Origin of the sequence: Pedobacter frigiditerrae, from assembly GCF_032678705.1 — a bacterium.
In the GTDB taxonomy this organism is placed as follows: Bacteria; Bacteroidota; Bacteroidia; order Sphingobacteriales; family Sphingobacteriaceae; genus Pedobacter; species Pedobacter frigiditerrae_A.
In genome coordinates this window covers 1,746,685-1,772,717 of sequence record NZ_JAVTSS010000002.1, presented here as the reverse complement: position 1 = coordinate 1,772,717, position 26,033 = coordinate 1,746,685, and the positions used below count along the sequence as shown (strand labels likewise).

The 26,033-nt window shown below is 35.4% G+C and carries 29 protein-coding genes; 16 read left to right on the top strand and 13 right to left on the bottom strand.

Annotated features, from left to right (window positions below):
• Positions 1 to 40: 40 nt before the first annotated feature.
• Positions 41 to 805, bottom strand: a complete 765-nt coding sequence (locus R2Q59_RS18255) for a DUF72 domain-containing protein (protein WP_316786794.1) — start codon at positions 803 to 805, stop codon at positions 41 to 43.
• Between the two features lie 7 nt (positions 806 to 812).
• Complete coding sequence (locus R2Q59_RS18250) at positions 813 to 1,433, bottom strand: hypothetical protein (RefSeq protein ID WP_316786793.1); 621 nt, start codon at positions 1,431 to 1,433, stop codon at positions 813 to 815.
• A gap of 156 nt (positions 1,434 to 1,589) precedes the next feature.
• On the opposite strand from R2Q59_RS18250, the gene R2Q59_RS18245 reads away from it, so the two are divergent.
• Genes R2Q59_RS18245 through R2Q59_RS18235 form a run of 3 tightly spaced genes read left to right on the top strand, consistent with a single transcriptional unit; the run spans position 1,590 to position 2,706 of the window.
• Positions 1,590 to 1,757: a hypothetical protein gene (locus R2Q59_RS18245; protein WP_316771494.1), complete on the top strand. Its 168-nt coding sequence runs from the start codon at positions 1,590 to 1,592 to the stop codon at positions 1,755 to 1,757.
• A gap of 51 nt (positions 1,758 to 1,808) precedes the next feature.
• Entirely contained in the window at positions 1,809 to 2,219 is a 411-nt protein-coding gene (locus R2Q59_RS18240; protein ID WP_316786791.1) for a response regulator, read from the top strand.
• The gene (locus R2Q59_RS18235; RefSeq protein ID WP_316786789.1) at positions 2,212 to 2,706 is read left to right on the top strand and encodes a DUF892 family protein; all 495 of its coding nucleotides are present in this window, start codon (positions 2,212 to 2,214) and stop codon (positions 2,704 to 2,706) included. Before R2Q59_RS18240 ends, R2Q59_RS18235 begins: the two co-directional genes overlap by 8 nt.
• On the opposite strand, the gene R2Q59_RS18230 is transcribed toward R2Q59_RS18235, so the two are convergent.
• Positions 2,707 to 2,922, bottom strand: a complete 216-nt coding sequence (locus tag R2Q59_RS18230; protein ID WP_316786786.1) for a YtxH domain-containing protein — start codon at positions 2,920 to 2,922, stop codon at positions 2,707 to 2,709.
• Positions 2,923 to 3,078: 156 nt separating this feature from the next.
• Between R2Q59_RS18230 and R2Q59_RS18225 the strand changes: the two genes are divergently transcribed.
• A complete protein-coding gene (locus tag R2Q59_RS18225) occupies positions 3,079 to 3,825 on the top strand; it encodes a DUF3667 domain-containing protein (protein WP_316786784.1) in 747 nt (248 codons plus the stop codon).
• Between the two features lie 63 nt (positions 3,826 to 3,888).
• On the opposite strand, the gene R2Q59_RS18220 is transcribed toward R2Q59_RS18225, so the two are convergent.
• Both R2Q59_RS18220 and R2Q59_RS18215 read right to left on the bottom strand, forming a co-directional pair.
• Positions 3,889 to 4,311, bottom strand: coding sequence for a DUF1810 domain-containing protein (locus tag R2Q59_RS18220; RefSeq protein WP_316786782.1), 423 nt, complete (start codon positions 4,309 to 4,311; stop codon positions 3,889 to 3,891).
• 98 nt (positions 4,312 to 4,409) lie between these two features.
• Positions 4,410 to 5,042 (bottom strand): DUF4142 domain-containing protein, encoded by a 633-nt coding sequence (locus R2Q59_RS18215; RefSeq protein WP_316786780.1) that lies wholly within the window; start codon positions 5,040 to 5,042, stop codon positions 4,410 to 4,412.
• Between the two features lie 685 nt (positions 5,043 to 5,727).
• On the opposite strand from R2Q59_RS18215, the gene R2Q59_RS18210 reads away from it, so the two are divergent.
• Genes R2Q59_RS18210 through R2Q59_RS18200 form a run of 3 tightly spaced genes read left to right on the top strand, consistent with a single transcriptional unit; the run spans position 5,728 to position 9,152 of the window.
• Positions 5,728 to 5,913, top strand: coding sequence for a hypothetical protein (locus R2Q59_RS18210; RefSeq protein ID WP_316786778.1), 186 nt, complete (start codon positions 5,728 to 5,730; stop codon positions 5,911 to 5,913).
• On the top strand, positions 5,885 to 6,259 hold the full coding sequence (locus R2Q59_RS18205; RefSeq protein ID WP_316771477.1) for a PleD family two-component system response regulator: 375 nt from the start codon (positions 5,885 to 5,887) through the stop codon (positions 6,257 to 6,259). Before R2Q59_RS18210 ends, R2Q59_RS18205 begins: the two co-directional genes overlap by 29 nt.
• Positions 6,260 to 6,293: 34 nt before the next feature.
• Positions 6,294 to 9,152: a PAS domain S-box protein gene (locus tag R2Q59_RS18200; RefSeq protein WP_316786775.1), complete on the top strand. Its 2,859-nt coding sequence runs from the start codon at positions 6,294 to 6,296 to the stop codon at positions 9,150 to 9,152.
• Positions 9,153 to 9,234: 82 nt separating this feature from the next.
• Here R2Q59_RS18200 and R2Q59_RS18195 read toward each other — a convergent pair whose 3' ends face one another.
• The gene (locus tag R2Q59_RS18195; protein ID WP_316786773.1) at positions 9,235 to 9,717 is read right to left on the bottom strand and encodes a hypothetical protein; all 483 of its coding nucleotides are present in this window, start codon (positions 9,715 to 9,717) and stop codon (positions 9,235 to 9,237) included.
• Between the two features lie 124 nt (positions 9,718 to 9,841).
• On the opposite strand from R2Q59_RS18195, the gene R2Q59_RS18190 reads away from it, so the two are divergent.
• Positions 9,842 to 10,246, top strand: coding sequence for a hypothetical protein (locus R2Q59_RS18190; protein ID WP_316786771.1), 405 nt, complete (start codon positions 9,842 to 9,844; stop codon positions 10,244 to 10,246).
• Positions 10,247 to 10,668: 422 nt separating this feature from the next.
• Here R2Q59_RS18190 and R2Q59_RS18185 read toward each other — a convergent pair whose 3' ends face one another.
• Positions 10,669 to 10,821, bottom strand: coding sequence for a hypothetical protein (locus R2Q59_RS18185; RefSeq protein WP_316786769.1), 153 nt, complete (start codon positions 10,819 to 10,821; stop codon positions 10,669 to 10,671).
• A gap of 262 nt (positions 10,822 to 11,083) precedes the next feature.
• Here R2Q59_RS18185 and R2Q59_RS18180 point away from each other — a divergent pair, with 262 nt between their 5' ends.
• Positions 11,084 to 13,246, top strand: coding sequence for a catalase (locus R2Q59_RS18180; protein WP_316786767.1), 2,163 nt, complete (start codon positions 11,084 to 11,086; stop codon positions 13,244 to 13,246).
• A gap of 111 nt (positions 13,247 to 13,357) precedes the next feature.
• On the opposite strand, the gene R2Q59_RS18175 is transcribed toward R2Q59_RS18180, so the two are convergent.
• The 5 genes from R2Q59_RS18175 to R2Q59_RS18155 all read right to left on the bottom strand — a co-directional run bounded on the left by R2Q59_RS18175 (position 13,358) and on the right by R2Q59_RS18155 (position 16,183).
• Positions 13,358 to 13,831, bottom strand: a complete 474-nt coding sequence (locus R2Q59_RS18175) for an ankyrin repeat domain-containing protein (protein ID WP_316771469.1) — start codon at positions 13,829 to 13,831, stop codon at positions 13,358 to 13,360.
• A 74-nt stretch (positions 13,832 to 13,905) separates the two neighbouring features.
• Positions 13,906 to 15,063, bottom strand: a complete 1,158-nt coding sequence (locus R2Q59_RS18170; RefSeq protein WP_316786765.1) for a zinc-dependent alcohol dehydrogenase — start codon at positions 15,061 to 15,063, stop codon at positions 13,906 to 13,908.
• 28 nt (positions 15,064 to 15,091) lie between these two features.
• Complete coding sequence (locus tag R2Q59_RS18165) at positions 15,092 to 15,385, bottom strand: hypothetical protein (protein WP_316771463.1); 294 nt, start codon at positions 15,383 to 15,385, stop codon at positions 15,092 to 15,094.
• A gap of 68 nt (positions 15,386 to 15,453) precedes the next feature.
• Positions 15,454 to 15,738, bottom strand: a complete 285-nt coding sequence (locus R2Q59_RS18160; protein ID WP_316771461.1) for a hypothetical protein — start codon at positions 15,736 to 15,738, stop codon at positions 15,454 to 15,456.
• 94 nt (positions 15,739 to 15,832) lie between these two features.
• Positions 15,833 to 16,183 (bottom strand): Spx/MgsR family RNA polymerase-binding regulatory protein, encoded by a 351-nt coding sequence (locus tag R2Q59_RS18155; protein WP_316786764.1) that lies wholly within the window; start codon positions 16,181 to 16,183, stop codon positions 15,833 to 15,835.
• Between the two features lie 205 nt (positions 16,184 to 16,388).
• Here R2Q59_RS18155 and R2Q59_RS18150 point away from each other — a divergent pair, with 205 nt between their 5' ends.
• The 7 genes from R2Q59_RS18150 to R2Q59_RS18120 all read left to right on the top strand — a co-directional run bounded on the left by R2Q59_RS18150 (position 16,389) and on the right by R2Q59_RS18120 (position 25,270).
• Positions 16,389 to 17,891 carry a sensor histidine kinase gene (locus tag R2Q59_RS18150; protein ID WP_316786762.1) on the top strand — a complete coding sequence of 501 codons (1,503 nt, stop codon included), beginning with the start codon at positions 16,389 to 16,391 and terminating at the stop codon, positions 17,889 to 17,891.
• Positions 17,892 to 18,114: 223 nt separating this feature from the next.
• Positions 18,115 to 18,345: a GIY-YIG nuclease family protein gene (locus R2Q59_RS18145; protein WP_316786760.1), complete on the top strand. Its 231-nt coding sequence runs from the start codon at positions 18,115 to 18,117 to the stop codon at positions 18,343 to 18,345.
• A 240-nt stretch (positions 18,346 to 18,585) separates the two neighbouring features.
• Complete coding sequence (locus R2Q59_RS18140) at positions 18,586 to 19,266, top strand: LytTR family DNA-binding domain-containing protein (RefSeq protein WP_316786759.1); 681 nt, start codon at positions 18,586 to 18,588, stop codon at positions 19,264 to 19,266.
• Positions 19,267 to 19,372: 106 nt separating this feature from the next.
• A complete protein-coding gene (locus R2Q59_RS18135; protein WP_316786758.1) occupies positions 19,373 to 21,262 on the top strand; it encodes a CHASE3 domain-containing protein in 1,890 nt (629 codons plus the stop codon).
• A 57-nt stretch (positions 21,263 to 21,319) separates the two neighbouring features.
• The gene (locus R2Q59_RS18130; RefSeq protein WP_316786757.1) at positions 21,320 to 22,813 is read left to right on the top strand and encodes a response regulator; all 1,494 of its coding nucleotides are present in this window, start codon (positions 21,320 to 21,322) and stop codon (positions 22,811 to 22,813) included.
• A gap of 13 nt (positions 22,814 to 22,826) precedes the next feature.
• Entirely contained in the window at positions 22,827 to 23,669 is an 843-nt protein-coding gene (locus R2Q59_RS18125; RefSeq protein WP_316786754.1) for a protein-glutamate O-methyltransferase CheR, read from the top strand.
• A gap of 8 nt (positions 23,670 to 23,677) precedes the next feature.
• Positions 23,678 to 25,270, top strand: a complete 1,593-nt coding sequence (locus R2Q59_RS18120; protein ID WP_316786753.1) for a response regulator — start codon at positions 23,678 to 23,680, stop codon at positions 25,268 to 25,270.
• On the opposite strand, the gene pth is transcribed toward R2Q59_RS18120, so the two are convergent.
• Positions 25,271 to 25,831: an aminoacyl-tRNA hydrolase gene (gene pth, locus R2Q59_RS18115; RefSeq protein WP_316771448.1), complete on the bottom strand. Its 561-nt coding sequence runs from the start codon at positions 25,829 to 25,831 to the stop codon at positions 25,271 to 25,273.
• Positions 25,832 to 26,033 lie beyond the last annotated feature (202 nt).

Sequence of the window (26,033 nt, the reverse complement as noted above, 5' to 3'; positions counted from 1 at the left end):
TATAATGGTGTGAGCTTAAACACAACAGATGCGAAAATGTTTACAAATAAGTATCTCGTACAATTTGTCTTAGCATATTTAGGTTGCCATGTGCATCACCCATGGTATTATTAAAATAAACAAACACCTCTTTGCCCTCAGCTAGCCAATCGCTAATGTAACTGGCATATTCATAAAGTACATCATCTGCATAACTTCCTCTATAATTACCGCCCGGCCCATGGAAACGTAAATACACAAAATCTGGGTGTGTTTCTAAAATAGGAGAATTAGCAGGTGTTTTATCGTGCAAAACCATTCCCATTTGATGGGTTTCTAACAACTTATAAATTTCATCAACATATAAAGAAGGATGACGAAACTCTAAAGCAATTTTCCATTCCATTGATGGGTCATTAGCCCTTAAAATTCCCATCAACCTGCCTAATTGCAGTAAATGATTAATGCGAATGCTAGGCGGAAACTGCACCAATAAACATCCTTTTTTTTGGCCCACATGGGAGGTGACTTGCATGAACTTTTCTACTACAGCTACATCAAATGCCAAATCCTTGTGATGGGTAATTTCCTTGAACAGTTTAAAGGTAAAACGAAATTCATCGGGTACAGTTGCTGCCCATTTTTTAAGGGTAGCTGCCTGTGGGATTTTATAGAATGAGCTATTGATTTCGATGGTATCCATTAAGGAAGCATAGTAACAAAGCCTGCTTTTATCCTGAAATTCTTCCGGATAATAAAGCTTGTTGGGAACTGGCAGCAATAGGCCGCTGGTGCCTGAATAATAGTTTTGAAGGTTTATAGGCATGCAATTTTTAGCTAGATTTACTCACTGGATCTTCTTCTCTAACTAAGCCATCTACCAGTAATTTCCATTGCGGATAAGACAATCCTATTTTGGCCGTGTAACCTACCGTCATGTTCCGCAATCCGTCAAAAAAACTGGCGTCTGCTGTATTTGGCACTTCATTACGCCCATGCATTTCTGCATATACGGTATTTTGTGCAAGTCGAACCAAAAAGGTAGAGGTAGCCGAATCTTTAAAAAAATGTGCCGTGCCTGCCAATGGTTTATCTGGATTGGCACATGGCCTTACCCGAAAGCCAAAAAATTGTTCGTTCAAGTTTTCTCCCGATTCTATCTTTTCAATTTTTACCCAATCATAACCACCGCCAATTCCTGTACCTGGACCAGGGATATCAATTTTAATTAAGTTACCCTCACCCAATTCAGCAGGTGCCGACCCTAAAGTATTTAATAATTCGAATGTTGTAGCTTCAGTGCCACACACCCTTGACCAATTACTTACGTCGGCTAATCTCTTTTTTGCAATGACAAAAAATGTAATTGCTTCCGCTAAAGTTTCAAAAGAAATAGAAGAAACAGCATCCATCTCACTTCCAATTTCTTGTTTAGGTATCAGTTGACTATCCATTTTCTAAAATTCATTTTATGCATGCTTAACAAAACATGATACACAAGGTTTTATTCATTTTGAGTTACCAGAAACGAATGCCGTAATTTCAAAAACTAAAAACAAAGCTTATTAGGGGATGTTTAACGACAATAAACCCCATTAAACTTTCAAAATATGAAAGGAATATCTCCTTGGAGCTTAGCTGCAAAGGCAGCCTTGACTAATCAGAAATTGTCTTCTTTATATGAAAACAAATTGGGCAATTATCACCTTTCGGCAGCAGCATTAACCTTACAAACAAAAATATCACCTTCTGGTTCTTACCCTTTACACGTTAGTTAAAATAACTTTCACCTTATACAATCTTTAAATAAACTCAACCCATTTAGGAATATGGCAAACAAAACACCTCCTAAAAAGTTAGGTACTAAAATGAGAGGAGCCGATATGAAAAAATGTGTATTTGTACTTGAAGACGATGAATCCCTAAGAGAACTATTAACCATCTTGTTAGAACAGGAAGAATATGAAGTTAAAACTTATGGCACTGTAGTTAGTTTCAAACAGCACTTGGAACAAGAGCAACCCGACCTTATTATCATGGATGTGATGTTGCCCGATGGGGATGGCATGCAAGTTTGTAATGAGGTTAAAGCAAACGCCGCCACTCAAGACATCCCCATCATCATGATGTCGGCACATAGAGATTTCTCTTCAGTAAAACATTTATGCCCTGCCGAAGCCTTCATCAACAAACCTTTTGACATTGACTATTTAATCAAAAATGTAAACAGGTATGCCTAAAGAACTACCAAAACCACAGGCTATATTATTAAACCATTTTGTAGATGGGTTATTGGCGCTCATTGCTATTGAACAACAATTTGCAAAGCTATACGCTAAACTGGAAAAGGCTTCCCTTACTGCTGAGCTTTCAAAGGCATTAACGCCAGAAATATCAGACCAAGTACAACACATATCTAGGTTAAAACTTATCCATACCGCCTTAAACCTCGGGAAATTAGTTGTACCTAAGGTAAATGAAGGTATACCTATTCTAAAGCTCAGCACCAAAAAATCAGCACCGCAGGATTTGCAAATCATACATTGTGCCTTAAAATTGCAAAACCTAAAGCTAGCGTATTACGAATTGCTGCATCCCTTAGCAAAAGGCTTAGCCCTAGCAACTGAAGCCACTTTATTGGAACAAACCATGAGCGACAATCGAAATACCAATACATGGTTGCGTCAAATCATCCAAAACATTATCGCCCCTAGCCTTAACGAGTAATTAATAAGAAGCCGGAATAATAGGTTCTTCAGGCGTTGGTGCCTCCATTTTAATCTCTACCTCTTTAGCATAAATTTTTGCTTTTTCTATGTATTCCGGTGCTCTTTCCAAAATATCATCTAAGATAGACCTGCCTGTTAATACGTCCCTTTTTGTAATATATTGCACTGCTGCATATACTGCTGCACCAATCAGTGCCGATTTAATAAAACCCATAAAATTTCAATTTTATTAGGCAACAATAAGGAGCGGAAATAGTTTTATCAATTTGCATGTAGTTGTTTGAAAAAGAAAAACATTTATTCCAATTTTCATCAACCCATATATCTTTTTTGCAGGATTTACATATCTTAGTACCAATCCCCTAAAACTATGAAATGCAATAATTGTGGCGCAACAGTACAACAAAATTACTGTGGAGTATGTGGTCAAAAAGTATCGACAGCAAGGTTACACATCAATGAGCTTTTTCATGATGGTTGGCACGCCATTACACATACCGATAAGGGATTATTAAGACTCCTTAAAGACCTCGTTATACATCCGCGTAGCTTTTACGCCAACTACTTTAATGGACAAAGGAAAAAATACTTTAGCCCCATTCTCTTTTTCATTCTAACTGCCGGTGCGGTTGCTTTGTTATATGGTTACGTATTTGCTTATCAAGATAAAATTTTTAATACAAATAATGAATTTGGCAAAGTAGTATTCCATGAAACTAAATTTAAGGCCTTATTGATTTTGCCAGTGCAGATTTTGTTGAGTTGGATTGCCTTCAGAAAATATTTTAACCTAGCCGAGGTGGCTGTGTTTTGGCTTTTTACCTTAGGCTTAAGCTATTGTTTAAGAATTGTTGCCATACCGCTTTATTTTCCCCTAATAGCCTATAAAGATGAGATAGATTTAACCCTATTTTACCTTAGCTACCTACTTATACTTTGGCAAGGCTTGGTGTTGTTTGGTAAAAACTTCTGGAGCATCGTCGGCTTTTTCATTATCCTCAATATTTCCATCATTCTAGATTCAGTGGTTTCTCTCTATATCTTATTTGGAGAAGATATTTTTGACAATCCGATGGGCGTTAAAACTTGGTGGGACTTGATTAAAATGTCTTATTGATGTTATACAAAAAGGTGAACTGCTGGGTCAAAATCTAATTGTCTATACACCGACGTGCTCGCCCTAAGCCTTTTCGTTTAGCAACTTTAAGGTCGCTTCATCCATTTGCCCATTAAAATACTGTTTAATCACCGCTCTAAACACTTGGTCTGCTCCAGGTACATGCGCAAATAAAGTCATTGATGATTGGAGTTTAAGCTGATCTGGGTAACCAAATATTTTTAAAGAATCATTTTGATCTAGCGCCATTAATACCTTGCTTATCCCTATCAATCTATTGCCTAAAATACAATGTGCCAAGAATTCTTTTGCCTCCGATAAGTCATTGATGCCGTAAAATCTGGCAGTTTCACTATGGCCTAAACCCATCAGCTGCGGAAAAACGTACCACATCCAATGCGATTGTTTTTTTCCTCGTTCTAGTTCTAACAATGCATTGTGGAAGGTTGTATATTGTGCTGCTAAAAACCGATCTAAATTAGCCATTTGATCATTATTTTATCCATTAACACGCTTTATCATGCTCAGCTTGCCCCGATAGCTATCGGGAGGACATCGTCATTCTGTTGATGGGAAAGTAAATTCTATTTCTTTTGTTTTTCCCTATCGCTCAATTTCAGCGGATCATCTCCCTGGTTCATCCTTGGCTGCCTATATAAACTATCCGTTTTTTTAACGTGGTTGTAATGGTGTTTAAGCGTAGGCAACAAACCGCTCGCAAAAGCATTAATTTCTTTATCGGTAGATCGGCTTGCCAATGAAAAAAGATCAATCGCATTGACGTGTTCATTCACCATTAACAACAGGTAGTATTCATTTCTGCCTTCATCCTTAAATGAATCCATTTTATTAATGAGTTCTACCTTACTGTTAGGTAAACTTGCTGGCAAGGCGTAACCTTTACTTAGCGCCAATCCTTTTAAATATTCATTGGCCGCACCATGATCCTGTATCATCATCTCTGCAAAAACCTTAATCTCTGGGTTTTCGGTCAGTGCTAAAATCTTTTTACTACTTTCTACTTCTATCATACCGCCATAGGCTGCTTTTTGGAAAAATGACATATCCACACTGTCCAATTTTTGACTGTTTGCTGTAGCAGATACTAAAGTGTCAGACTGCAATGCATCAGTATCTTTATCAGTTTCCTTCTTTTGTTCCTTGCTACTGCATGCTGCCAGTAACAAAAACATCAAATACAAAATAGGATTTTTCATAGGCTCTTTTTTTGTTGAAACAACCAGAGGCTACTTATGTTTTACCTTTCTTAAAACAGCAGCATTCAAGATAAAAATACCTGTACTGAGCAGTCGATGTTTATTTATGAGCTCTTACTACCAAAGTTAGACCTCGCCTATTGGCAGCAACTGAAGAAAAAACTGGAAAAGAAATTTTTCCAAAAAGAAATATTGATCGTGCACGGCCCAGCTAGCAAGATTGCATAGGTTAATCAACATTACTCTAACGGAAGCTCAAAATAAGCGCTAGCGCCTTTTTTAAATTCACTTTCTGTTCATCGAGTCCATTAAGCTTGTCTTTTCGTCGGCTTGGATATGTCCACGTTAATTTAAATTCATAGGCAAATCAAAGTATGGACCACAGGTTTAACTCATTTTTTCGATACAAATTATTGATCCTGTATAAAATTGCCATTAGCACTAATCACAATAATTTTTCGTATGTTAATGTAATGTTGGTTACTTATGGAATTATACTTAAAAACCATTAAAAAATTAACAACGTGCAAGATTAACAGTTCACAAAACTGCCTAAAATGATTGCAAAATTGACATAATTACTCCTTGCCTAACTAATTGAAAACAATTTAGATAAAATTTGTATTGCAGTAGTTTAAAAAGCAATTTTCAAATAAATTAATGAGGGCATGAACAATTATCAGGTATGGAAAAATTGAGTTCTAAAGTAACCTTCGACTTGGAATATTTCTTCGAGGTAACTCCAGACTTATTATGTATTGCTGGTTTTGATGGGTATTTTAAAAAAATCAATCCGGCTGTTGCCAAAACTTCTGTCTCAAAAAATATTTATCTTAGCCTTCATGGCTCAGCAATCAGTATTGATATTTGATGATGATGAAGATTTGCTTAACATCTTCAGCTTTCTTTTTGAAGACATGGGTTGGCAAGTTTTTACCCATCCCACTTGCGATGATGTAATAGAAAGAACAAGGGAAACAAAACCCAACTTAATCTTAATGGACAATTGGATACCCGCTATTGGTGGCATTGCTGCAACGCAATTGCTAAAAGCTGACCAAGAATTAAAAGAAATACCTGTTATTTATATTTCTGCCAATAATGATGTAAAGGCACTCTCTGCAAAGGCCGGGGCCGATGCTTTTATAGCGAAACCATTCGACTTTGATGAACTAAGTGCTTTAGCAGAAAAACTGACAAACAAAACGGGCATTTAAATGTTATGGCATAGCCAAACTAGCTTAAAAATTAATGCAACTCTGCCGCATGGAAGAACCTAACCAAAACCCAAACAGCAAATCCCCATTAACTAAAGACCACTCAAAACTTAATTATATTAGCGAGGAGCAACAGATCAATGCAATGATTGAGAGTGCGCCATTTCCAATAGCAGTTTACATTGGAAAGGAAATGCGAATTGCAAGAGCAAACCAAGCGGTAATTGAAGTTTGGGGTAAGGGACCTGATGTAGTGGGCAAAATTTATAAGGAATTACTACCAGAACTGGAAGGAACAGGCATTTACCAACGCCTTGATGAGGTATATGAGACTGGAATACCTTTTAATATTCGCAATAGCAAGGTTAAACTCACCATTAATGGAGAATTAAAAGAATTCTATTTCAACTATAGTTTTACACCATTATTTGATGATAGCGGAAAGGTATATGGCGTAATGAATACAGCTGCTGATGTAACCGATTTGAACTTAGCCAAACAACATGCAGAGTTTAGTGAAATAAACTTTCGCAAGATGATTTTACAGGCTCCAGTGGCGATGTCTCTGCTAAGAGGCCCAGCCTTTGTAGTTGATTTGGTTAATGAAGCCATGCTTGACATTTGGGGAAAGCCATTTGCTCAAGTAACTGGCAAACCAGTATTTGAAGCTTTGCCAGATGTTAAGGAACAAGGGCTAGAAGAGGTAATGGAAGCAGTTTATCGTACAGGGGAGCCTTTTTTTGCCAATGAAACCCCAGTTAAATTGATTCGTCATGGCAAAGAAGATACGGTTTATCAGAACTTTGTGTACCAAGCATATCGCGACCCTTATGGGGCAATTTTAGGCGTATTAGCTATTTCTGTTGATGTTTCTGAACAGGTAAGGGCGAGGAAGGAATTAGAAAAAACTTATGAGCAAATACAACTATCTAAAACCGCTGCACAACTAGGCACTTTTGATTTAGACCTAGAAAAAGGCACCATGGAATGGGATGAGCGATGTAGGAAACTTTTCGGCATTGCCCACATGAACAATGTAACCTATGAGCAAGATTTTGTACAAGGCTTACACCCTGAAGATAAGGAACGTATTATAAAAATTATAGATGAGTTATTAACCGGTAAAAAACCAGATGGCAATTATGATGTAGAATACCGTACCCTTGGCCAGCAAGACCAACAATTAAGGTGGGTGCGAGCTAAGGGAAAAGTTTATTACGAAAACAGTAAACCAAAAAGGTTTATCGGATCGGTATTGGATATCACTAACCAGAAGCAAAACGAACAACGTTTATTAGACCTTTCTGAAAAACAAGCAAGGTTAGCCGCTGTAGTTAATTCAACAGATGACATTATTATTTCTAAAACATTAGAAGGTATCATTACCAGCTGGAACCCTGCAGCAGAAAGGGCTTTTGGATTTACAGAAGCTGAGGCCATAGGTTGTCATATTTCTATTGTTATTCCGAAAAGCCGTTTAAACGAAGAAGATTATATACTCGGCCAGATAAGAAAGGGTAGCAAAGTAGACCATTTTGAAACCGTACGTTATAGCAAAGACAAAAGAGAAATACATTTATCACTCACGGTATCTCCTGTGGTAGACCATACCGGTAAGGTAATTGGCGCTTCAAAAATTGCAAGGGACATTAGCCAACAAAAAATAATACATCAAAGGGAAAAAAAATATACTGTTCGTTTAGAAATTATGAACATGGTGATGAGTGCCATTTCTGAAGAGTTGGACTTGAACAAGATTTTACAAAAGGTAACAGATGCTACTACGGAACTAACAGGAGCAGAATTTGGTGCTTTCTTTTATAACAAAATGGATACGACGGGCGAATCTTATACCCTATTTACCTTATCTGGCGCACCACGTGAAGCCTTTGAAAAATTTGGCATGCCTAGAAACACAGCCGTGTTTCACCCAACGTTTTCTGGCGAGGGTGTAGTGAGAGTTGATGACATTACCAAAGACCCCCGATATGGCAAAAACGACCCACATTTTGGAATGCCCAGGGGACACCTACCCGTAGTGAGTTATTTGGCTGTACCAGTAATATCACGTAATGGCCATGTAATTGGCGGCTTATTTTTCGGTCACCCAGAACCTGCAATGTTTAGCGAAGAACATGAAACATTAGTAATTTCCATTGCTGCCCAAGCTGCCATTAGTTTAGATAATGCCAAGCTATTTGAAGAGGTAAGGGCGTTAAACGATAAAAAGGACGAATTTATAGGGCTTGCCAGCCATGAATTAAAAACACCATTGGCAAGTATTAATGGATATTTGCAGATATTAGACCGTCAAATAAAAGAGGAAGCACCTAAGAAATTTCTTCAAAAAGCGCTTAACCAAGTTGGCAGAATTACCGCATTGGTTAATGATTTATTGGATGTATCAAAAATTGAAGCTGGTAAATTACAATTAACCAATGGAGAATTTGATCTTAAGCCGATTGTAGAGGAATCTATTGAGCTCATTCAACACTCGGCGGCAAAACATATCATCAGTTTTTCGAGTGGAATGAGTCATTGTCTGGTGCAAGGCGATGCGCAACGCATAGAGCAAGTAATTGTAAACTTATTGTCTAATGCTATTAAATATGCACCAAAGGCTGATAAAGTTGAAGTAGCTTTAAGTTGTACAACTGAAAAGGTAGTGGTTAGCGTGAAGGATTTTGGTCCGGGTATAGCTAATGATAAGTTGAGAAATATATTTACCAGGTTCTATCGAATAGATGAGGCCTCTCCTAACATTTCTGGCTTGGGGATTGGCTTATATTTAGCCCACGAAATTATTACTAGGCACAATGGTGAGATTTGGGCAGAAAGTGAATTGGGTGCTGGCAGCACTTTCTTTTTCTCGTTACCTAGGCAGCTGGATTAAAGATGGTGTAAGCAATAAAAGATTTGAAACGATGAAGCCCCGATGAAAAATCGAGGCTTCCCTTACAAAAAAACTAACCTTACTAAAGACCTCTGTCGCCTCTTTCTTCTAGGCTACTTTCTTGATTATCTTCTCCGAAAGTTCCTTTGTCTCTATCCGCATCTGCACCATCAAATTGATTTTCGATGCTTGAACCGTCACCTTGGTTGGCAATATCATCTTCTTGGTCGCCATAACCCCTATTTCCACTATTGGTGGTTTGTCCGAAAGTGTTAGATTGATCATCGTTTTGGGATTGTCCTTGCCCCTGCTGGTTACTTTGATTTTGCCCTTGCTGGTTTTGATTACTTGATTGCCCTTCTTTATATTCGTTTTCCTCTTTAGAACTGTCATTTTCTTCATTTTGGTAAGAAGCGCTTGGTGTTGTGCCATTTGAAGCATTCTGACTTTGATTTTCAGCATTTGCATTTTGCTGATTGTTTTCATCTCTCTGGTTTAATGCACCAGTGTTTTCACCTTGTTGGTTAGCCGATTGATTTTCTGGTTGATACTCTTGATTTTCCATGGTATTTTATATTTAGGTTTGATGTAAACTACCTTATCAGTAGTTGTAAATCATAAAGGATTTTGAAATAAAAAAGTTTCAAAATTCTTACAACCTAAAAGGATACATCTGTAAAAACTTTTGAATGGATAATCTGTTATTATGCAAATGTTATATTATGCTTTATTTTAACGCCCCTTCAGAAATTATACAAGGCCATATTTGTTCCTTTAGTTATCAATACTTTTTTGAAAATCCTGCCTTCTACTTCTTAGAAATAAGAAATTATAAAGATGAATTTACAAGCAACAATTATCAATGGTTTATGATCCAGAAATCTAATTTAAAGGTAACTGCATTAAACTTACGTTTTGTAGATTCCTCCACCATGGTAGAAGAAAGGTTTTTTGAAGAGGGTTATTTAAAATTCAATAGTACTTCGGCCACTTATATAGAAAAATATAATTCGGCACAACATAGTTTAATACAAATTCCTTCTGCGGCAATCCCTGCTTCAGTTCATCAAGCGGTTGCTAATTTTATAGGTTAATAGATAGAAGGCAAAATTGATTGGTGAAGACAACATAAGTGCCCAAAAGATTAAAGACTTAAACACATAAGTCACAAAGTTAATATAGGAAAAAAATGCTCAAGCGTAAGTTTTCAATCTCTGTTTATGGTTAGAAAATAAACGGAGGTTTTAATTATCCCAGAGGGATAAAATATGTATAGAATATTACCAGCCGTACATTCGACCCCAGCTGGGGTCGCATACCATAATTGCATATTAACTATAAATATAAGACCTCTCTGAGGTCTAAAAATAGCTTTTAATAAATTTTACTTCACTCGTAGTCTGTGTTTTTGTCAATCTTTCTAAGTCTCTATGTGTTAATAATCATAAAAAATTTGTTCCGAAACAGCTATAGTGGGACACCAGCCAAGGAGATATATTTAACTGATTATTAAGTTTCACAATACCGAGCCACCACTCCGTTCATCAGCATCGAGACTACTTTCTTTATCATTATTTTCTTCGCTCCCGCTTTGTTCGTTGTTTTCTAGTGTTCCAATATTTTGCTCTTCTTGCTCGGCTTTTGCAATGTTTTTTTGGGTATCCTGCACATAACTGGTTCCTGGCTTACCATTTGCATCTTGATCAGTTTACTGTTGAATATCCTTAATCTTGTTCCCTGGTGTATTTCCTTGATTTTCCATAGCTAAATGTTTTATTAAATGCTAATAATCAACATTCTATAGATAAAATTGTTTAGTCCAATTTGTATTTATCTTAAGAAATGAACCTTCTCTTAAAGATTATTTTTAATTGAAACATAACTATTCATTATGTGTTTACAGTAGACTTTGAAAGACAAACAATAATCTTATGGCTAAAAAACCTATCGCCCCAAAAACGACAGCAGTAAACAATGGCGCAAAAATAGAAAATCTTAAGCCACATACGGCTGATGCGACTAACCAGAAAATGACTACCGATCATGGTGTAGGTATAAATGATGACCAAAACTCCTTAAAAGCAGGAGATAGAGGTGCAACTTTGTTGGAAGACTTTATACTTAGAGAGAAGATCACACACTTTGACCATGAAAGAATACCTGAGCGTGTAGTGCATGCAAGAGGATCGGGAGCCCATGGTATTTTTAAATTGTATAAACCAATTCCTGAATTAACTAAAGCACAATTTTTAAACGATGCGGAAATTGAAACTCCAGTTTTTGTACGTTTTTCTACAGTTGCAGGCTCAAGAGGATCAACTGATTTGGCTAGAGATGTGAGAGGTTTTGCAGTTAAGTTTTACACGCAAGAAGGAAATTTTGATTTGGTTGGCAATAATATGCCAGTATTCTTTATTCAGGATGCGATGAAGTTTCCAGACCTTATCCACGCTGTGAAACCTGAGCCAGACAATGAAATGCCACAAGCTGCAAGTGCTCATGATACTTTCTGGGACTTTATTTCTTTAATGCCAGAATCTACACACATGATCATGTGGGCCATGAGTGATAGGGCTATCCCTAGAAGTTATAGAATGATGGAAGGTTTTGGTGTACATACTTTTAGATTTATCAATGAAAAAGGTGAATCAAACTTCGTTAAATTCCATTGGAAACCTCTTTTGGGTGTACATTCGGTAGCTTGGGATGAAGCTCAAAATATTTCGGGTAAAGACCCTGATTTTCATAGAAGAGATTTATGGGAAGCCATACAAAGTGGCAATTTCCCTGAATGGGAATTTGGCATACAGATAGTTCCAGAAGCTGATGAACATAAATTTGATTTCGACTTATTAGACCCAACAAAGTTGATTCCAGAGGAATTAGTACCTGTGCAACGAATAGGCAAATTAACCTTAAATAGAAATACTGATAACTTTTTCGCAGAAACTGAACAGGTTGCTTTTCATGTAGGCCACGTAGTTCCAGGAATTGATTTTACCAATGACCCATTAATGCAGGGCAGGTTATTTTCTTATACCGATACGCAATTGATTCGTTTAGGCGGACCGAACTTTCATGAAATACCTATCAATAGACCCGTAGTACCCGTTCATAATAACCAGAGGGATGGTTTCATGAGGCAAACCATTAACGTGGGAAAAGCAAGTTACAATCCAAATACCACAGGCAATAATGATCCCGCACAGGTTAAGGCTGCTGATGGTGGATTTGTTAGTCATAATGAAAGAATTGATGCGAGAAAAACAAGGGCAAGGAGCAAAAGTTTCTTCGATCATTTTAGTCAGGCGAGGTTATTTTTTAACAGTCAGTCTGAAGCAGAAAAAAATCACATTGTAGATGCCTTTAGATTTGAATTGGGTAAAGTAAAAACAATTGCCATTCGTGAAAAAATGATTGGGAGATTGGCTCAAGTTGATGAAGGTCTAGCTAAGAAAGTTGCTGCGGCTTTAGGATTGGAAGTTCCTAAAAAAGAAGTTGAACCTATCAATCACAGTATCCCAGCAGATGGAAAACCAGCAGATTATCAACCTATAGAAGTAGATCCGAAGCTTAAAGTTTCTGAGGCTTTAAGTATGGCAAATACCATCAAGGATAATATTAAGACCCGAAAAATTGCTATTATCGCCGCAGATGGCGTAAATGACAAGTCTCTAAACGATGTTAAAAAATCTTTAATTACTGCTGGAGCAACGGTAGAAATCATTGCCCCTAAATTGGGTAATATACTAACTGATAAGAATGTAGCAATAGCTATTGATGAAAGTTTATTAACTGCAGCGTCTGTCTTTTATGACGCGGTTTATGTACCTAGCGGCAAAAAAAGTATAGCAACGATTGCCATAGAACCAGACGCCATTCATTTTTTAAATGAAGCTTTTAAACATTGCAAGGCTATAGCCTTTGATGCAGATGCACAAGCAATAATAGACTCCACGTATTTTGCTGCCATTGCGAAAGAAGATGGAATTATTATTGAAGGTGATGTTAAAAAACTAGCTGACCAATTTATAAAAGCAATTGCACAACACCGTTTTTGGGATAGAGAAAAAGCAAGAAAAGTTCCTGCTTAAAATGGAAAAGCCTCACGAAATTTCGTGAGGCTTTTTGATGTTTGTCAGTCTGAGCTTGTCGAAGACTATCTTGGTAATATCCTTCGACTACGCTCAGGATGACATATAATTTTATGCTTCCAACAATTCTAAAGCTTTAACATTCCCTTGTTGCGCTGCTAAATCTGCAGCTCTCATTCCTCTTACATCACAAATGGTTGAATCTGCGCCATGCAACAGTAAAAGTTCAACCAAATCATTTCTACCAAACATAGCAGCAAACATTAGGGCTGTACCACCATTACCATGCTGTAAATTCAAATCAGCTCCACCTTCAATCAGCAATTCAGCAATAGCTGGATAGCCTTTAAAAGCTACACCCATTAAAGCAGTATTTCCGCCTAAATCTTGGGCATTTAAATCTGCTCCATTAGTTAATAATAATTTAGCAGCTTCAAATTGATTGTTATAACAAGCGATTATTAAAGGTGTATAACCTTTTTCATCTTTGATATTAACATTGGCATTGCCTTTTAATAATTCCTTTAGTACAGCTAAATCACCAACTCTGGCGGCGTGGATAAGTAGTTCTTGTTCTATTTGCATAATTTAGTTCATTGGTTTCATTAGTCATTGTAGTATGCTTTAGCAACTGGCAGTTTATTAACAAACAAGACACCTTAAGGTTTTAGTACCACTTTCACACAATCTTCTTCTTTTTCATCAAATATTTTATAACCGTGAGCTGCGTCTTCTAAAGGTAAGGTGTGCGTAATGATGTCGTCCAGTACAACTTTTTCCTCTTTAACCAAATCGATTAATTTATCAATGTAATTTAAAACTGGCGCTTGTCCTTGTTTAATGGTAATGCCTTTATCGAACATTCTAAATAAAGGGAAATTATCATAAGGAGAACCATATACGCCCATAATGGAAACTGTACCCATTCTTCGCACTGCTTCGAAACACATTTCTAAAACTTTCATTGAACCTTTTTCGAAATTGATGGTTGCTTTTACTTTATCAAAAAATGTACGTTCGGGTTCAAAGCCACAAGCATCAACACAAACATCTGCTCCACGTCCATCTGTCATCTCCCTAATCGCTTCTACAACATCCACTTTGTGAGGATTTAAAGTATCAACTTTGTTTACAGCCTTTGCTTTTTCTAATCGATAATCAAGTGGATCTATCGCTATCACTCTGCTTGCGCCATTTAGCCACGCTGCTTTTTGCGCCATTAAACCTACTGGTCCAGAACCAAAAATAGCGACAACTTCGCCTCCTTTTAATTGTGCCCAATCTATTGCCGACCAACCCGTTGGGAAAATATCAGTTAAAAACAAAGCCTGTTCATCTGCTAAATTTTCTGGGACAATTCGCGGACTAATATCTGCATAAGGTACACGAACATATTGTGCTTGCCCACCAGAATATCCACCATATAAATCTGTATAACCAAATAACGCTGCTCCTTTTTGATCCATCATATTTCCATTTGGACCATAGTTTTTGTAATTAGAATTTTCACAAGCTGGTGAGGCATCATGATTACAAAAAAAACATTTGCCACAGGCAATGGGAAAAGGAACAATTACCCGATCACCTCTTTTGAGATTAGTGATTGCAGTGCCAACTTCTTCTACAATGCCCATAAATTCATGCCCCATAATTAAAGGGTCTTTTTGTGGAACTGCACCGCTTAAAATATGCAAATCCGAACCGCATATTGCTGTTGAAGTTACTTTTAAAATAACATCTCTTGGGTCTAAAATTGATGGGTCTGGAACGGTATCCACTCGGATATCACCAGGTTTGTGAAATACTGCTGCTTTCATAAGATAGGTTTATATAATTTCTATAATATTAAGTTCGCTCTTTGTCTGTTTGTGTTTCCAATATCTCGTTAAGCGTAGCTTTGTAAAGAACACCGGTCCACAACCACATTTCATAATCTAGGATGGCTACGATTTCGAAATCTGAATATTGCTCGTAAATCTTCCTTGAGGAAAGATTAAGTGATAAGTTTGACAAGATTTTCATGATCTGTTTTTGCCTAGCTGGAACGATGATTAACTTGTCTATAGTTTTGCCTTTGTACGTCTGATCAACTAAATGACTGTTCGTTTCAATCATTAGTTCTGCTTCATGATAATTCATAAGTCTTAAGATTAAGAAGATTGAAAAAAAGGAAAATACTGCACCTATTAGGCACAAAAAAATGTAGATTAAGCCGATTTAAGCTGAGGTAAAATTTCTTTTAATGAGATTTTATCTAGCTCATTCTTTTTAACTTTTTGATTGTAATCAAATACGATTACCACATCTAATGCTGGATATTTACTATAAGAATAAGGAGAATACAATTGCTGGTTAACCATATAAATTAACCTATCAATACCGTCATGATCTTCAGGTGCGATTACTAAAGCAGAAATAGTTTTGCCTTTATATTCTGTATTGACTAAATGATTATAGTCTATAATTAATTTAGATGCTTGATAGTAGTTCATGTCAAAAACATTAAATGGATTTCTGTTATTTCGTGACAGATAACATCAAATGATTTGAGATGTTTTAAATAACTGAGGATTAGAACTTATAGCTCTACTTTTTTAATTTTGCTTCGTAGTTTTCAGCTGCAAAACCTAAAAGAATAGCCTTACCATTTTGCTCTACAATTGGACGTTTAATGGCGCTTGTATTTTGCATCAAATAAGAAATGGCAGTTGATGGAGAATTGATTTCAGCTTGCTCTTCCTTGCTTAGTTTCTTAAAAGTTAATCCGCTTTTATTAATCACTTTTTCCCAACCAAAAGTATTAAACCACTCCGTTAATTTTTCTGCAGTAATGCCTTTTTTCTTAAAGTCATGGAATTCAAACTCAACTTGATTTTCTTTTAGCCAATCTTGAGCTTTTTTAACTGTATTGCAATTTGGGATACCATAAAGTTTCATAGTTGTAAGTCGTGAGTTGTGAGTTGCAGATCGAATTGCAAACAAATTTAGGTTTTTAAACTAGAAATTTAAAACACCCAATCTCATAACTTTTAACTCATAACTCCAAACTTCCTCCAGTTCATCACATTTTTTTGCAAGTTCATCACATTTTTAAAATAGGTAGCTTTATGCTTCTTAAAATTGTGGCATCAAACTATTAGACATGAAACAAAAAGATTTACAAAAGGCAGAATTCTGGATAGCAACTATTCTTTATGGTATTGCATTAATTCTACTTATTTCTAATACAGGAAACCGCAGGCATTCCTACGAATATTATCATTTTAGAAATAATGGCCTAACCTTTTCTTATCTCTACAGCTATTTTCTTCCAAAACTATTTCAGTATTCAATTATTTATTTTGGCTTTTTGTCTTTGAATTTTCTAATCATTCCTAAACTAATTAAAAAACAACAAAGCACTTTAAACGGCATACTGTTGTTTGGCCTATTTTTAATCATGGGTCTAGTGATCAGTATATGTAAAACTTACACAGAGGCATATTTTTTATTAGAATATGATGATATTCAGGATGCCTATAACCGTGTTTTCTTTAAAGGTTTCTCTAGTTCATTATGGATAATCATTGCTATAGCCGGTTATGTATTATTAAAAGAATTCGTAACCTATTTACTAGAAGACCATAAAAAGACGGAAAGCAATCAAAATCAAATTAAAGTAGACATTGGTTTTGGTCTTGCATTTTGGTTTGTAGGGTTGTTATTATGGGTTTCGGCAAGCGCACCTTTCGAAGTTATTATCATGTGGACATTGGTAATATTGGCTGGCATTTCTATTGCAGTTTACGCCCTATATTTTTACTTACCAACACATTATAAAAAAGGCAGTAAGTTTCGTCGTTATGTATTGCAGATCCTTTTTGCGGCAATTTTATCAGCCATCCCAATTTCTCTTATCACTTTAATGATGGCAAGGGACGAAGAGTTTGCAGCCATTGTACTTTGCTTCCATTTTCCAACACAATTGTTAATTACCTTGCCATTGGCTTGGTACATTTACAAAAGTAGATTTACAAATAGTAATGTATTAACCTCTTTAAGAACAGAACTAGGTAAATCTGACGCAAGTTTAAGTTTTCTGCAATCGCAGATTAATCCCCACTTTTTATTTAATGCCTTAAATACTTTGTACGGTACAGCTTTACAAGAAAATGCAGAAAGAACGGGCGAAGGCATTCAGAAATTAGGAGACATGATGAGGTTCATGTTACATGAAAATGTACAAGAAAAAATCTCTCTTACTAGGGATGTAGATTATTTAGAAAATTACATCGCCCTGCAAAAACTAAGAACTTCTCGCTCTGCTGATATCGTTATTGATACGCAGATTGATGAACAATTAAACAATTTTCAGATTGCGCCAATGCTGTTGATTCCTTTTGTAGAAAATGCATTTAAACATGGTATTAGCTTACAACAGCCTTCACACATTAAGGTAACCTTGCAAACAAAGGAAAATACCTTATATTTTGATGTGCATAACAGCATTCATATTAAACCAGATAACGATCCTGAAAAGTTAAAAAGCGGTATTGGTTTAGAGAATGTTAAACAACGTTTAGCATTATTGTATCCAAATAAACATGAGCTGATTATTCGCGAGAGTGCCAAGGAATTCTTTATTCATTTAACTATACAGTTGTAAATAATATTCTAAGTGTTTCAGGTTTAAATACAATAACTGTGGATGTCACGCGGAGCGTAGTCGAAGCGCTACCTTGTCAAGATTACAAAATTAGATTGTTTAACAAAACAAGTGTTAACTAAATAAATAAAAAATCCTACGAATACGGTCAGAATGACATTTTTTTGTTTATTTTAGACTATATGTCACACGGAGTGTAGTCGAAATGGATAACCAAAAATAGATGAAATATTATTCGGTTTATATTTTAAAATGCAGCGATGGCTCCTATTACACTGGAATAACCAATGATATAGACAGGAGACTTTATGAACATCAAAACGGAGAAAACATTGCATGCTATACTTATAAGAGAAGACCTTTATCTTTAGTGTTTTGTGAGAATTTTCCAGATGTTAATCAAGCCATAGATTTTGAAAAGCAAATTAAAGGCTGGAGTAGAAAAAAGAAATAAGCTATTATTAATGATAATTGGGAGAAACTGAAAGAGCTTTCGATTTGCAAGAATGAAACAAATTATAAAAACTATATTCAAAAATAGGCTTCGAAACAATGTCACGCTGAGCGTAGTCGAAGCGCCAATATTTAACTCAAAAATCAAAAAGATTCCTTCGACTACGCTCAGGATGACATCTTTTTGATTTATATAACAAATAGAAAAATTACTCAGTACTCAGTCTGACAATTTGATACAATGATTGCAATAGCGATAGATGACGAGCCAATAGCCTTGGATATTGTTGCAGCACATGCTAGCAAGGTGCCATTTATTGAGTTAAAAGCGCAGTTTACCAATGCATTTGAGGCCATTACCTATCTGCAACAACACAAGGTGGATTTAATTTTCTTGGATATTAAAATGCCAGACATTAGTGGAATTGAGTTCTTGAAAGCATTAAGTAAACCGCCTATGGTTATTTTCACCACAGCATATAGTGAGCATGCTGTACAAAGTTTTGAACTTGATGCTGTTGATTATTTGTTAAAACCTTTTTCACTTTCCAGATTCTTAAAAGCCTGTAACAAAGCAAAAGAGCTTTTCGATTTACGTAATCAAGCTCCAGAAAGCAAAGCTGATTTCATTTTTATTAAAGATGGCTATGAGCAAATAAAGGTTTTATATCACGATATCTTTTACATTGAAGCATCTGGGAACTATACCCAATTTCATCTGAGTAATGGCAAATTGTTAAGCTCTCGTGTTACGATAAATGAACTAGTGGACTTACTACCAAATAAGCAATTCATTAGAACGCATAGAGCATTTATTATTGCCAAAAACAAAATCAGCAAATATGATCGTTCCCAAGTTTGGATTGGTGAACAAATTATCCCGATAGGAACAACTTACAGTGACTGTTTACAAGTTTTATAAATTTTATTCTTTACTAAGAAAAATCTCTTATTATCGTTAATATTGTATGTCAACCATTTGATTTTTTGTTTTTCATTTGGTAACATGATCTATTAATCCCTATTAAATGTTAAAGCTTTCATTTAAGCAACAAGTACTTACTGGCTTTACGGCATCTTTATTATTTGTTGCAATTTCTTCTATAGTTTCTTATTTAAGCATTGACTCACTTAATGAAAACACAAAGTGGCAGTCGCATACTTATGAAGTTATCGATCTTTCTAAAAAGATTGAGTTGCAAATTCTAAATTCTGAAACATCGTTAAGAGGATTTATTATTACACAAAAGTCCAATTATCTAGAGCCTTACACTAAAAATTCCAAGAAAATACTCCCAACAATTAATACCTTAAGAGAGCTCGTAAACGATAATCCTAAACAAGTTATTAATGTCGATTCATTAGAATCATTTGCCCATCAGAAGCTCGATAATATGCAAGAGATATTACAGGCATATGCCAGTAAAGGTCAAGGAGCTGCATTTAGTAAAATCTTAACAGATAATGGCAAAATTTCTAAGGATAACATTTTAAGGATAAATGCAAAAATTATTCACATAGAAGCACAACTATTAGCTCAACGAAAATTAGATACAGAAAAGAGCAGCCAAAGAACAACACTGATTATCATTATTAGCTCAGTGGTAATCTTCGGTCTAATTTTATTCTTGCTTTCTTATATCCGCAAAACTTTTGACCAGCAAAAAGAAACAGAAATACAAATTCGCCAAAACAATACTCAATTAGAATTACTTTCTTCTGAAAATGAGCAAAAAAACTGGCTACTATCTGGTGTAAAGCTTGTAAATGAAGCCATGCGTGGCGAGCAAGAAATAGATGAATTAGCGAACCATATTATTTCTAGTATCTGTAATTACATCAATGCACCTATTGGAGCTATTTTTCTCGGCAATAAGGAGAAGGGTTTTCATTTAAATGGAACTTATGCGTATGCTGCAAAAGGTATCAAAAAACATTACAATTTAGGTGATGGGCTTATTGGTCAGGTAGCTTTGGAGAAAAAAGCAAAACTATTAAGCGATGTACCTGCGGATTATGTTAAAATCAGTTCAGGATTAGGGTCTACCCCACCTCGTTACATTCATCTTTGCCCTGTTCTATTTCAAAATGAAACTATTGCTGTAATTGAATTAGGTTTAAATAACACCCCTAACGAAGCGATGGGTTTATTTTTAAGTGGAATAGCTGAGAATGTTGGCATTGCTATTAATAGTGCCTCTTCAAGAGTTATCCTCAGAGATCTGTTTGAGCAAACCCAACAACAAGCAGAGGAATTAGAAGCGCAACAAGAAGAACTAAGGACCACGAATGAGGAACTTCAAGCATCTGAAGAAGAGCTTAGGGTACAACAAGAAGAACTAAGACAGACAAATTTAGAACTCGAAGAAAAAGCACTTTTATTAGAAGAGAAAAACGTTTCCATTAATCAGGCAAGGGAAGCGATGGGCTTAAAGGCAAAAGAGCTTGAGATCTCTAGTAAATATAAGTCGGAGTTTTTGGCAAATATGAGTCATGAGTTACGAACTCCATTAAACAGTATTTTAATATTAGCTAGAATATTAAAGGAAAACAAACCAGATAACCTAAATGATGATCAGATCAAATACGCTGGCGTAATCCATAATGCTGGTACAGATTTATTGAACTTAATTAACGACATTTTAGACTTATCTAAGATTGAGGCTGGTAAAATAGACCTTAGTATTGAAACAGTAAGGCCTTTAGAAGTGAAGCAAAACATGGAAGCTTTGTTTAATGAGGTTGCAAAAAACAAAAAAGTAAATTTTGAAGTAAACCTTTCACAAAATTTACCAAGCAGTTTGACTACCGATCAAAGCAGATTAGAGCAAGTGATCAAAAATCTACTATCAAATGCTTTTAAATTCACACCAGAAAATGGCGCTGTAACACTAAATTTGGCCATTTCTGATAAATAAACCACTTTTTATTCTGAACAATTACGAAATAACATAGAGCCAATTATAGCAATTGAGGTGGTGGATACCGGAATTGGCATTTCAGCAGATAAACAAAAAGTTATCTTCGAGGCATTTCAACAAGCAGATGGTTCTACAAGTAGAAAATATGGAGGCACTGGTTTAGGTCTATCTATTAGTAAAGAGATTGCACAAATTTTAGGTGGAGAGATCCAGATCAAGAGCGAATTGGGTATTGGAAGTACATTTACTTTATTTATTCCTGTAAAACATTCCACCACAGGCCTAGTTAATACTGAAGTTGAAATTGAGGAAGTTAAAGAAATAGAAGAACCGATTAACTTTAACACTCCCTTTAAAATTGAAAGAGAAAAAAATCTGCTATTAATAGTTGAGGACGACATTAATTTTGCTGACATTTTAAAAGACTACGCAATAGAAAAGGGTTTTGAGCCCATTCTTGCTCATAGTGGAGATGTTGGCCTAGATATGGCAATTAGTCAGGTTCCAGACGCAATTATATTAGACATCATGCTTCCTGTAATGGATGGATGGATGATTCTTAAAAAGCTCAAAGCTAATCCAATTACCAAACACATTCCTGTACATATCATGTCTGCTAGGGATGAAAAATTAAGCAAAGCAAAACAAGAAGGTGCAATTGGCTTTTTGAAAAAACCTATTGATGAGAAAGAACTGGCAAACGCATTTAATTCTCTTTCAAATTTTTCTATTGCTCAACAGTTTAATAAAGTATTATTGATTGAAGATCAAGAAACCCAAAGTCAGTTATTAGCACAACAGTTATTAGATAGAGGTGCCGAAGTAACGCAAGTTTATTCAGGAAATGAAGCCCTAATTGCTTTAGATGCAGATAAGTTTGATTGTATAATCCTAGACTTAAACCTTCCTGATATATCTGGTTTCGACTTGTTAGATAAGATTAAAGCCGATCCAGCCCGATTGCACATCCCAGTGGTTATTAACACAGCAATGGAGCTAGAAAAGGAGCAGATGTATAGAATTATGCGTTACTCTGAGGCTATGGTATTAAAAACCGATAAATCTAATGATAGGCTAATTGATGAGGTAAGTTTGTTCATGAATAAACTGAATACTAAGCAAAAGCCAACAACAGTTAAGGAAGTGAAAAGTTTATCAACCTTAGAAAAGGCTTTAAAGGACAAAACTATTTTGGTTACGGATGATGATATGCGTAATATCTTCGCTTTATCTACAGCATTACAAGCCTATGAGATGAAAATCGTTATTGCAAATAATGGTCGTGAAGCAATCCAGAAGCTGGAAGAAAACCCTGAAATTGATTTAGTTTTAATGGATATCATGATGCCTGAAATGGATGGTTATGAAGCAATGGCAGCCATTAGAAAAGAGAAAAAGTTTTTAAAACTACCAATTATTGCTTTAACTGCGAAGGCAATGAAGAATGATAGGGAAAAATGTATTGAAGCGGGAGCAAACGACTATATATCTAAGCCAGTAGATATTGACAAGTTACTTTCTATGATGAGAGTTTGGTTAAGCAATTAAAAAATATTTAGCATTGGAACACTCATCTCTAACAATTAACAATGAAGAATTAAATGAATTAATTTTAATCATTCGGAAAATCCATGATTTCGATTTTAGCGTATATTCTCAAGCCTCATTTAAAAGACAAGTAACTAAATTAATGATCTTAGAGAAATTAAGCCTTTTCGACTTAAGGACATTGTTAACAAATGATGCTAACTATTTTGAGCACTTTTTAATTCAGGTAACCGTAAATGTTACTGAAATGTTTCGTGACCCATTATTTTTTAAATCGGTTAAAGAAAATATCATTCCCTATTTAGGCTCTTATCAACATATAAAAGTGTGGAATGCGGGTTGCTCCACAGGTGAAGAGCTTTATTCATTTGCAATGCTGTTTGATGATGAAAACTTATATCAAAGGAGTTTTTTTTATGGAACTGATGTCAATTCTAAAGTTTTAAATACAGCCAAAAATGGCATCTACACTTTAAAACAAATGAAACAATATTCGGAGAATTACTTAGCAACTGGAGCTATCAATTCACTGGCAAAATACTATACCGCTAAATATGATGCTGTTGCCATTAAACAAGCGCTTAAAAAACACACGTTATTCTCGGTACACAACTTAATATCAGACGGTGTATTTAATGAATTTCAGGTTATTTCCTGTAGAAATGTTTTAATCTACTTTAGTAAAGACCTACAAAACAAAGTAATTGAGCTTTTTTATAATAGTTTAGCTAATTTTGGCTTTTTATGCCTAGGATCTAAGGAAAGCATTAGAGACCCCAATTTATTGGCTCTTTTTAAAATCATCGACAAAAAAAATAATATTTATCAAAAAATACCCTTAACTATATCGTCTTAAGCAAGCTCATGGAAAAAATTAACGTTTTAATTGTTGATGACAAAATAGAAAATCTGGTTGCCTTAGAAGCCTTATTAGATAGAGATGATATAAATATCATTAGCACAACTTTACCAAATGAAGCATTACGAATTTCATGGGAAAAAGATATCGCTATAGCATTAGTTGACGTACAAATGCCAGAAATGGATGGTTTTGAGCTGGTAGAAATATTAAAAAGCAATCCCAGAACAAAAGATATATTAGTGGTTTTTGTAACTGCTATTTCTGTGGAAACTAAGTATGCAGTAAAAGGACTAAATGTTGGTGCAGTAGATTATTTATATAAACCTTTAAACCCCTACGTTACTTCTGCTAAGGTTGACTCTTTTGTTCAGCTTGTTCGCAACCAAAGAGAAATTAAAGCAAAAAACATACAATTAGAGACCTATCAAAAAGAGCTAATTAAGGCAAAAGAACTAGCCGAGCAGGGCAAAAAGATAAAGGAAAACTTCTTGGCCAATATGAGTCATGAAATACGCACGCCTATAAATGGGATAATAGGCTTAGTAAATGTATTGTTAGAAACTCCATTATCTGCAGAGCAAAAGGAACTGATAGAATTGCTGGAAATTTCATCAAACTCTTTATTAGGCATTATTAACGATGTATTAGATCTTTCTAAAATTGAAGCTGGTAAATTCAAAATAATAAGAGCTGAAACTGATTTAGAAAAGCTTGGCAATGCGGTAATTAATTTATTAAGTATTGGGGCTAAAGCAAAAAACATAGAGTTAAAGCTAGAATTAGACAAAGAACTACCAAAAGTAGTTTTAGCCGACTCGTTAAGATTAAATCAGATTTTAATGAACTTAATTGGAAATGCAGTTAAGTTTACTACAGAAGGATCTGTTAAGCTAAAAATTGAAGTTCTTGATAAAAAAGGAAATAATAAACGCATCAAATTTTCAATTATAGATACTGGCATTGGCATCCCGAAAGAAAACATTCATAAAGTATTTGAAGTATTTGAGCAAGGCAGTGATGACACAACACTTAAATTTGGCGGAACTGGTTTAGGTTTATCGATAGTGAAAAATTTGGCAAAACTAAAAGGTGGTGTCTTAAATATAGAAAGTGAAATTAATAAGGGTAGTACTTTCTCTTTTACCAATTGGTATGAAGTAGTTGAGGAAATAAAAAAAGAGCAGCCGAAAGCATTGAGAGGCAACCAATTCCCTCCTTTAAAACACGTTAAAATCTTAGTTGCAGAAGACAATCCAATTAATAAACACTTAATAATTGCAACGCTAAAAGAATGGGGCATTGTACCAGATGTAGTAGAAAATGGTAAAGAAGCTCTTGAAAAACTTACAGAAAATGAATACGACCTTATTTTAATGGATAATTACATGCCTGTAATGAATGGTTTGCAGGCCATCGCACTGATTAGAAATGGAGAAGTTCCTGGTAAAGAAAATGTTCCAATCATTACTTTCTCGGCATCTATAATGGAAAGCGATAAAAAAATTGCGCTTGATGCTGGAGCAAACGAGGTATTAAATAAGACTTTTGAACCAGAATTACTATACGATAAGATTACTAGTTTTGTGAGGAAATAGTTATTTATTAAATAATGTCATTGTTTGGGCAGCACCGATGGTTACAAAACTCTTGATCATGGATACGCCACGATTAATTAGAGTAGGCAACTCTTTCTGCTCGTCTTTATCAAATAGACCTAATACATAGTCCGCTTGCTGTCCTTTTCTAAAATTATCGCTAATACCAAATCGCAAACGAGCATAATTCTGACCACCACATAGTTCTTCAATACTTTTCAAACCATTGTGACCTGCGCTACTACCTTGCAGTTTCATCCTTAGTTTCCCTAAAGGTAAGGCCAAATCATCAACCAAAACCAAAACATTTTCTGGTGCAATCTTTAGGTCCTTCATCCAATAATTAACTGCCTTACCACTTAAATTCATAAAAGTGGTTGGCTTAATCACATGTAATTTTTTGCCTTTAAAACTTACTTCAGCATAATAGGCGAGCTTTAAAAGTTCAAAACTTCCATCTAGATCTTTTACGAGCTGGTCTGCAATATCAAAACCAATATTATGGCGGGTATGAGCGTATTCTGGGCCAATATTACCTAGCCCAACAATGAGAAATTTCATTTTGCTAAGATAAAAGCTTAAAGACCAAAGACCAAAAAATAAAGAGCAAAGAAATTATAGATTTTATTTTTTTGAAAATTTAGGCCAGTAATTTATGGCAGCCTTCAGCCCCGTTGTTCGCTTAATCTTTTTACCATTTAATCCCTTCGGGAATGGTAAAAAGTATACCGCTGCCACCGTGTTTATAATGAAGGTGCTGTAG

Bases quoted from the DNA above. Each gene is read 5' to 3' on its own strand.
- R2Q59_RS18220 (WP_316786782.1), bottom strand. From the start codon at position 4,311: ATGGCTAATTTAGATCGGTTTTTAGCAGCACAATATACAACCTTCCAC.
- R2Q59_RS18255 (WP_316786794.1), bottom strand. From the start codon at position 805: ATGCCTATAAACCTTCAAAACTATTATTCAGGCACCAGCGGCCTATTG.
- R2Q59_RS18120 (WP_316786753.1), top strand. From the start codon at position 23,678: ATGGAAAAAATTAACGTTTTAATTGTTGATGACAAAATAGAAAATCTG.
- R2Q59_RS18235 (WP_316786789.1), top strand. From the start codon at position 2,212: ATGCCTAAAGAACTACCAAAACCACAGGCTATATTATTAAACCATTTT.
- R2Q59_RS18245 (WP_316771494.1), top strand. From the start codon at position 1,590: ATGAAAGGAATATCTCCTTGGAGCTTAGCTGCAAAGGCAGCCTTGACT.
- R2Q59_RS18230 (WP_316786786.1), bottom strand. From the start codon at position 2,922: ATGGGTTTTATTAAATCGGCACTGATTGGTGCAGCAGTATATGCAGCA.
- R2Q59_RS18225 (WP_316786784.1), top strand. From the start codon at position 3,079: ATGAAATGCAATAATTGTGGCGCAACAGTACAACAAAATTACTGTGGA.
- R2Q59_RS18200 (WP_316786775.1), top strand. From the start codon at position 6,294: ATGCAACTCTGCCGCATGGAAGAACCTAACCAAAACCCAAACAGCAAA.
- R2Q59_RS18215 (WP_316786780.1), bottom strand. From the start codon at position 5,042: ATGAAAAATCCTATTTTGTATTTGATGTTTTTGTTACTGGCAGCATGC.
- pth (WP_316771448.1), bottom strand. From the start codon at position 25,831: ATGAAATTTCTCATTGTTGGGCTAGGTAATATTGGCCCAGAATACGCT.
- R2Q59_RS18160 (WP_316771461.1), bottom strand. From the start codon at position 15,738: ATGAACTACTATCAAGCATCTAAATTAATTATAGACTATAATCATTTA.
- R2Q59_RS18155 (WP_316786764.1), bottom strand. From the start codon at position 16,183: ATGAAACTTTATGGTATCCCAAATTGCAATACAGTTAAAAAAGCTCAA.
- R2Q59_RS18190 (WP_316786771.1), top strand. From the start codon at position 9,842: ATGGATAATCTGTTATTATGCAAATGTTATATTATGCTTTATTTTAAC.
- R2Q59_RS18195 (WP_316786773.1), bottom strand. From the start codon at position 9,717: ATGGAAAATCAAGAGTATCAACCAGAAAATCAATCGGCTAACCAACAA.
- R2Q59_RS18180 (WP_316786767.1), top strand. From the start codon at position 11,084: ATGGCTAAAAAACCTATCGCCCCAAAAACGACAGCAGTAAACAATGGC.
- R2Q59_RS18205 (WP_316771477.1), top strand. From the start codon at position 5,885: ATGGCTCAGCAATCAGTATTGATATTTGATGATGATGAAGATTTGCTT.
- R2Q59_RS18150 (WP_316786762.1), top strand. From the start codon at position 16,389: ATGAAACAAAAAGATTTACAAAAGGCAGAATTCTGGATAGCAACTATT.
- R2Q59_RS18140 (WP_316786759.1), top strand. From the start codon at position 18,586: ATGATTGCAATAGCGATAGATGACGAGCCAATAGCCTTGGATATTGTT.
- R2Q59_RS18250 (WP_316786793.1), bottom strand. From the start codon at position 1,433: ATGGATAGTCAACTGATACCTAAACAAGAAATTGGAAGTGAGATGGAT.
- R2Q59_RS18165 (WP_316771463.1), bottom strand. From the start codon at position 15,385: ATGAATTATCATGAAGCAGAACTAATGATTGAAACGAACAGTCATTTA.
- R2Q59_RS18145 (WP_316786760.1), top strand. From the start codon at position 18,115: ATGAAATATTATTCGGTTTATATTTTAAAATGCAGCGATGGCTCCTAT.
- R2Q59_RS18175 (WP_316771469.1), bottom strand. From the start codon at position 13,831: ATGCAAATAGAACAAGAACTACTTATCCACGCCGCCAGAGTTGGTGAT.
- R2Q59_RS18240 (WP_316786791.1), top strand. From the start codon at position 1,809: ATGGCAAACAAAACACCTCCTAAAAAGTTAGGTACTAAAATGAGAGGA.
- R2Q59_RS18210 (WP_316786778.1), top strand. From the start codon at position 5,728: ATGGAAAAATTGAGTTCTAAAGTAACCTTCGACTTGGAATATTTCTTC.
- R2Q59_RS18135 (WP_316786758.1), top strand. From the start codon at position 19,373: ATGTTAAAGCTTTCATTTAAGCAACAAGTACTTACTGGCTTTACGGCA.
- R2Q59_RS18170 (WP_316786765.1), bottom strand. From the start codon at position 15,063: ATGAAAGCAGCAGTATTTCACAAACCTGGTGATATCCGAGTGGATACC.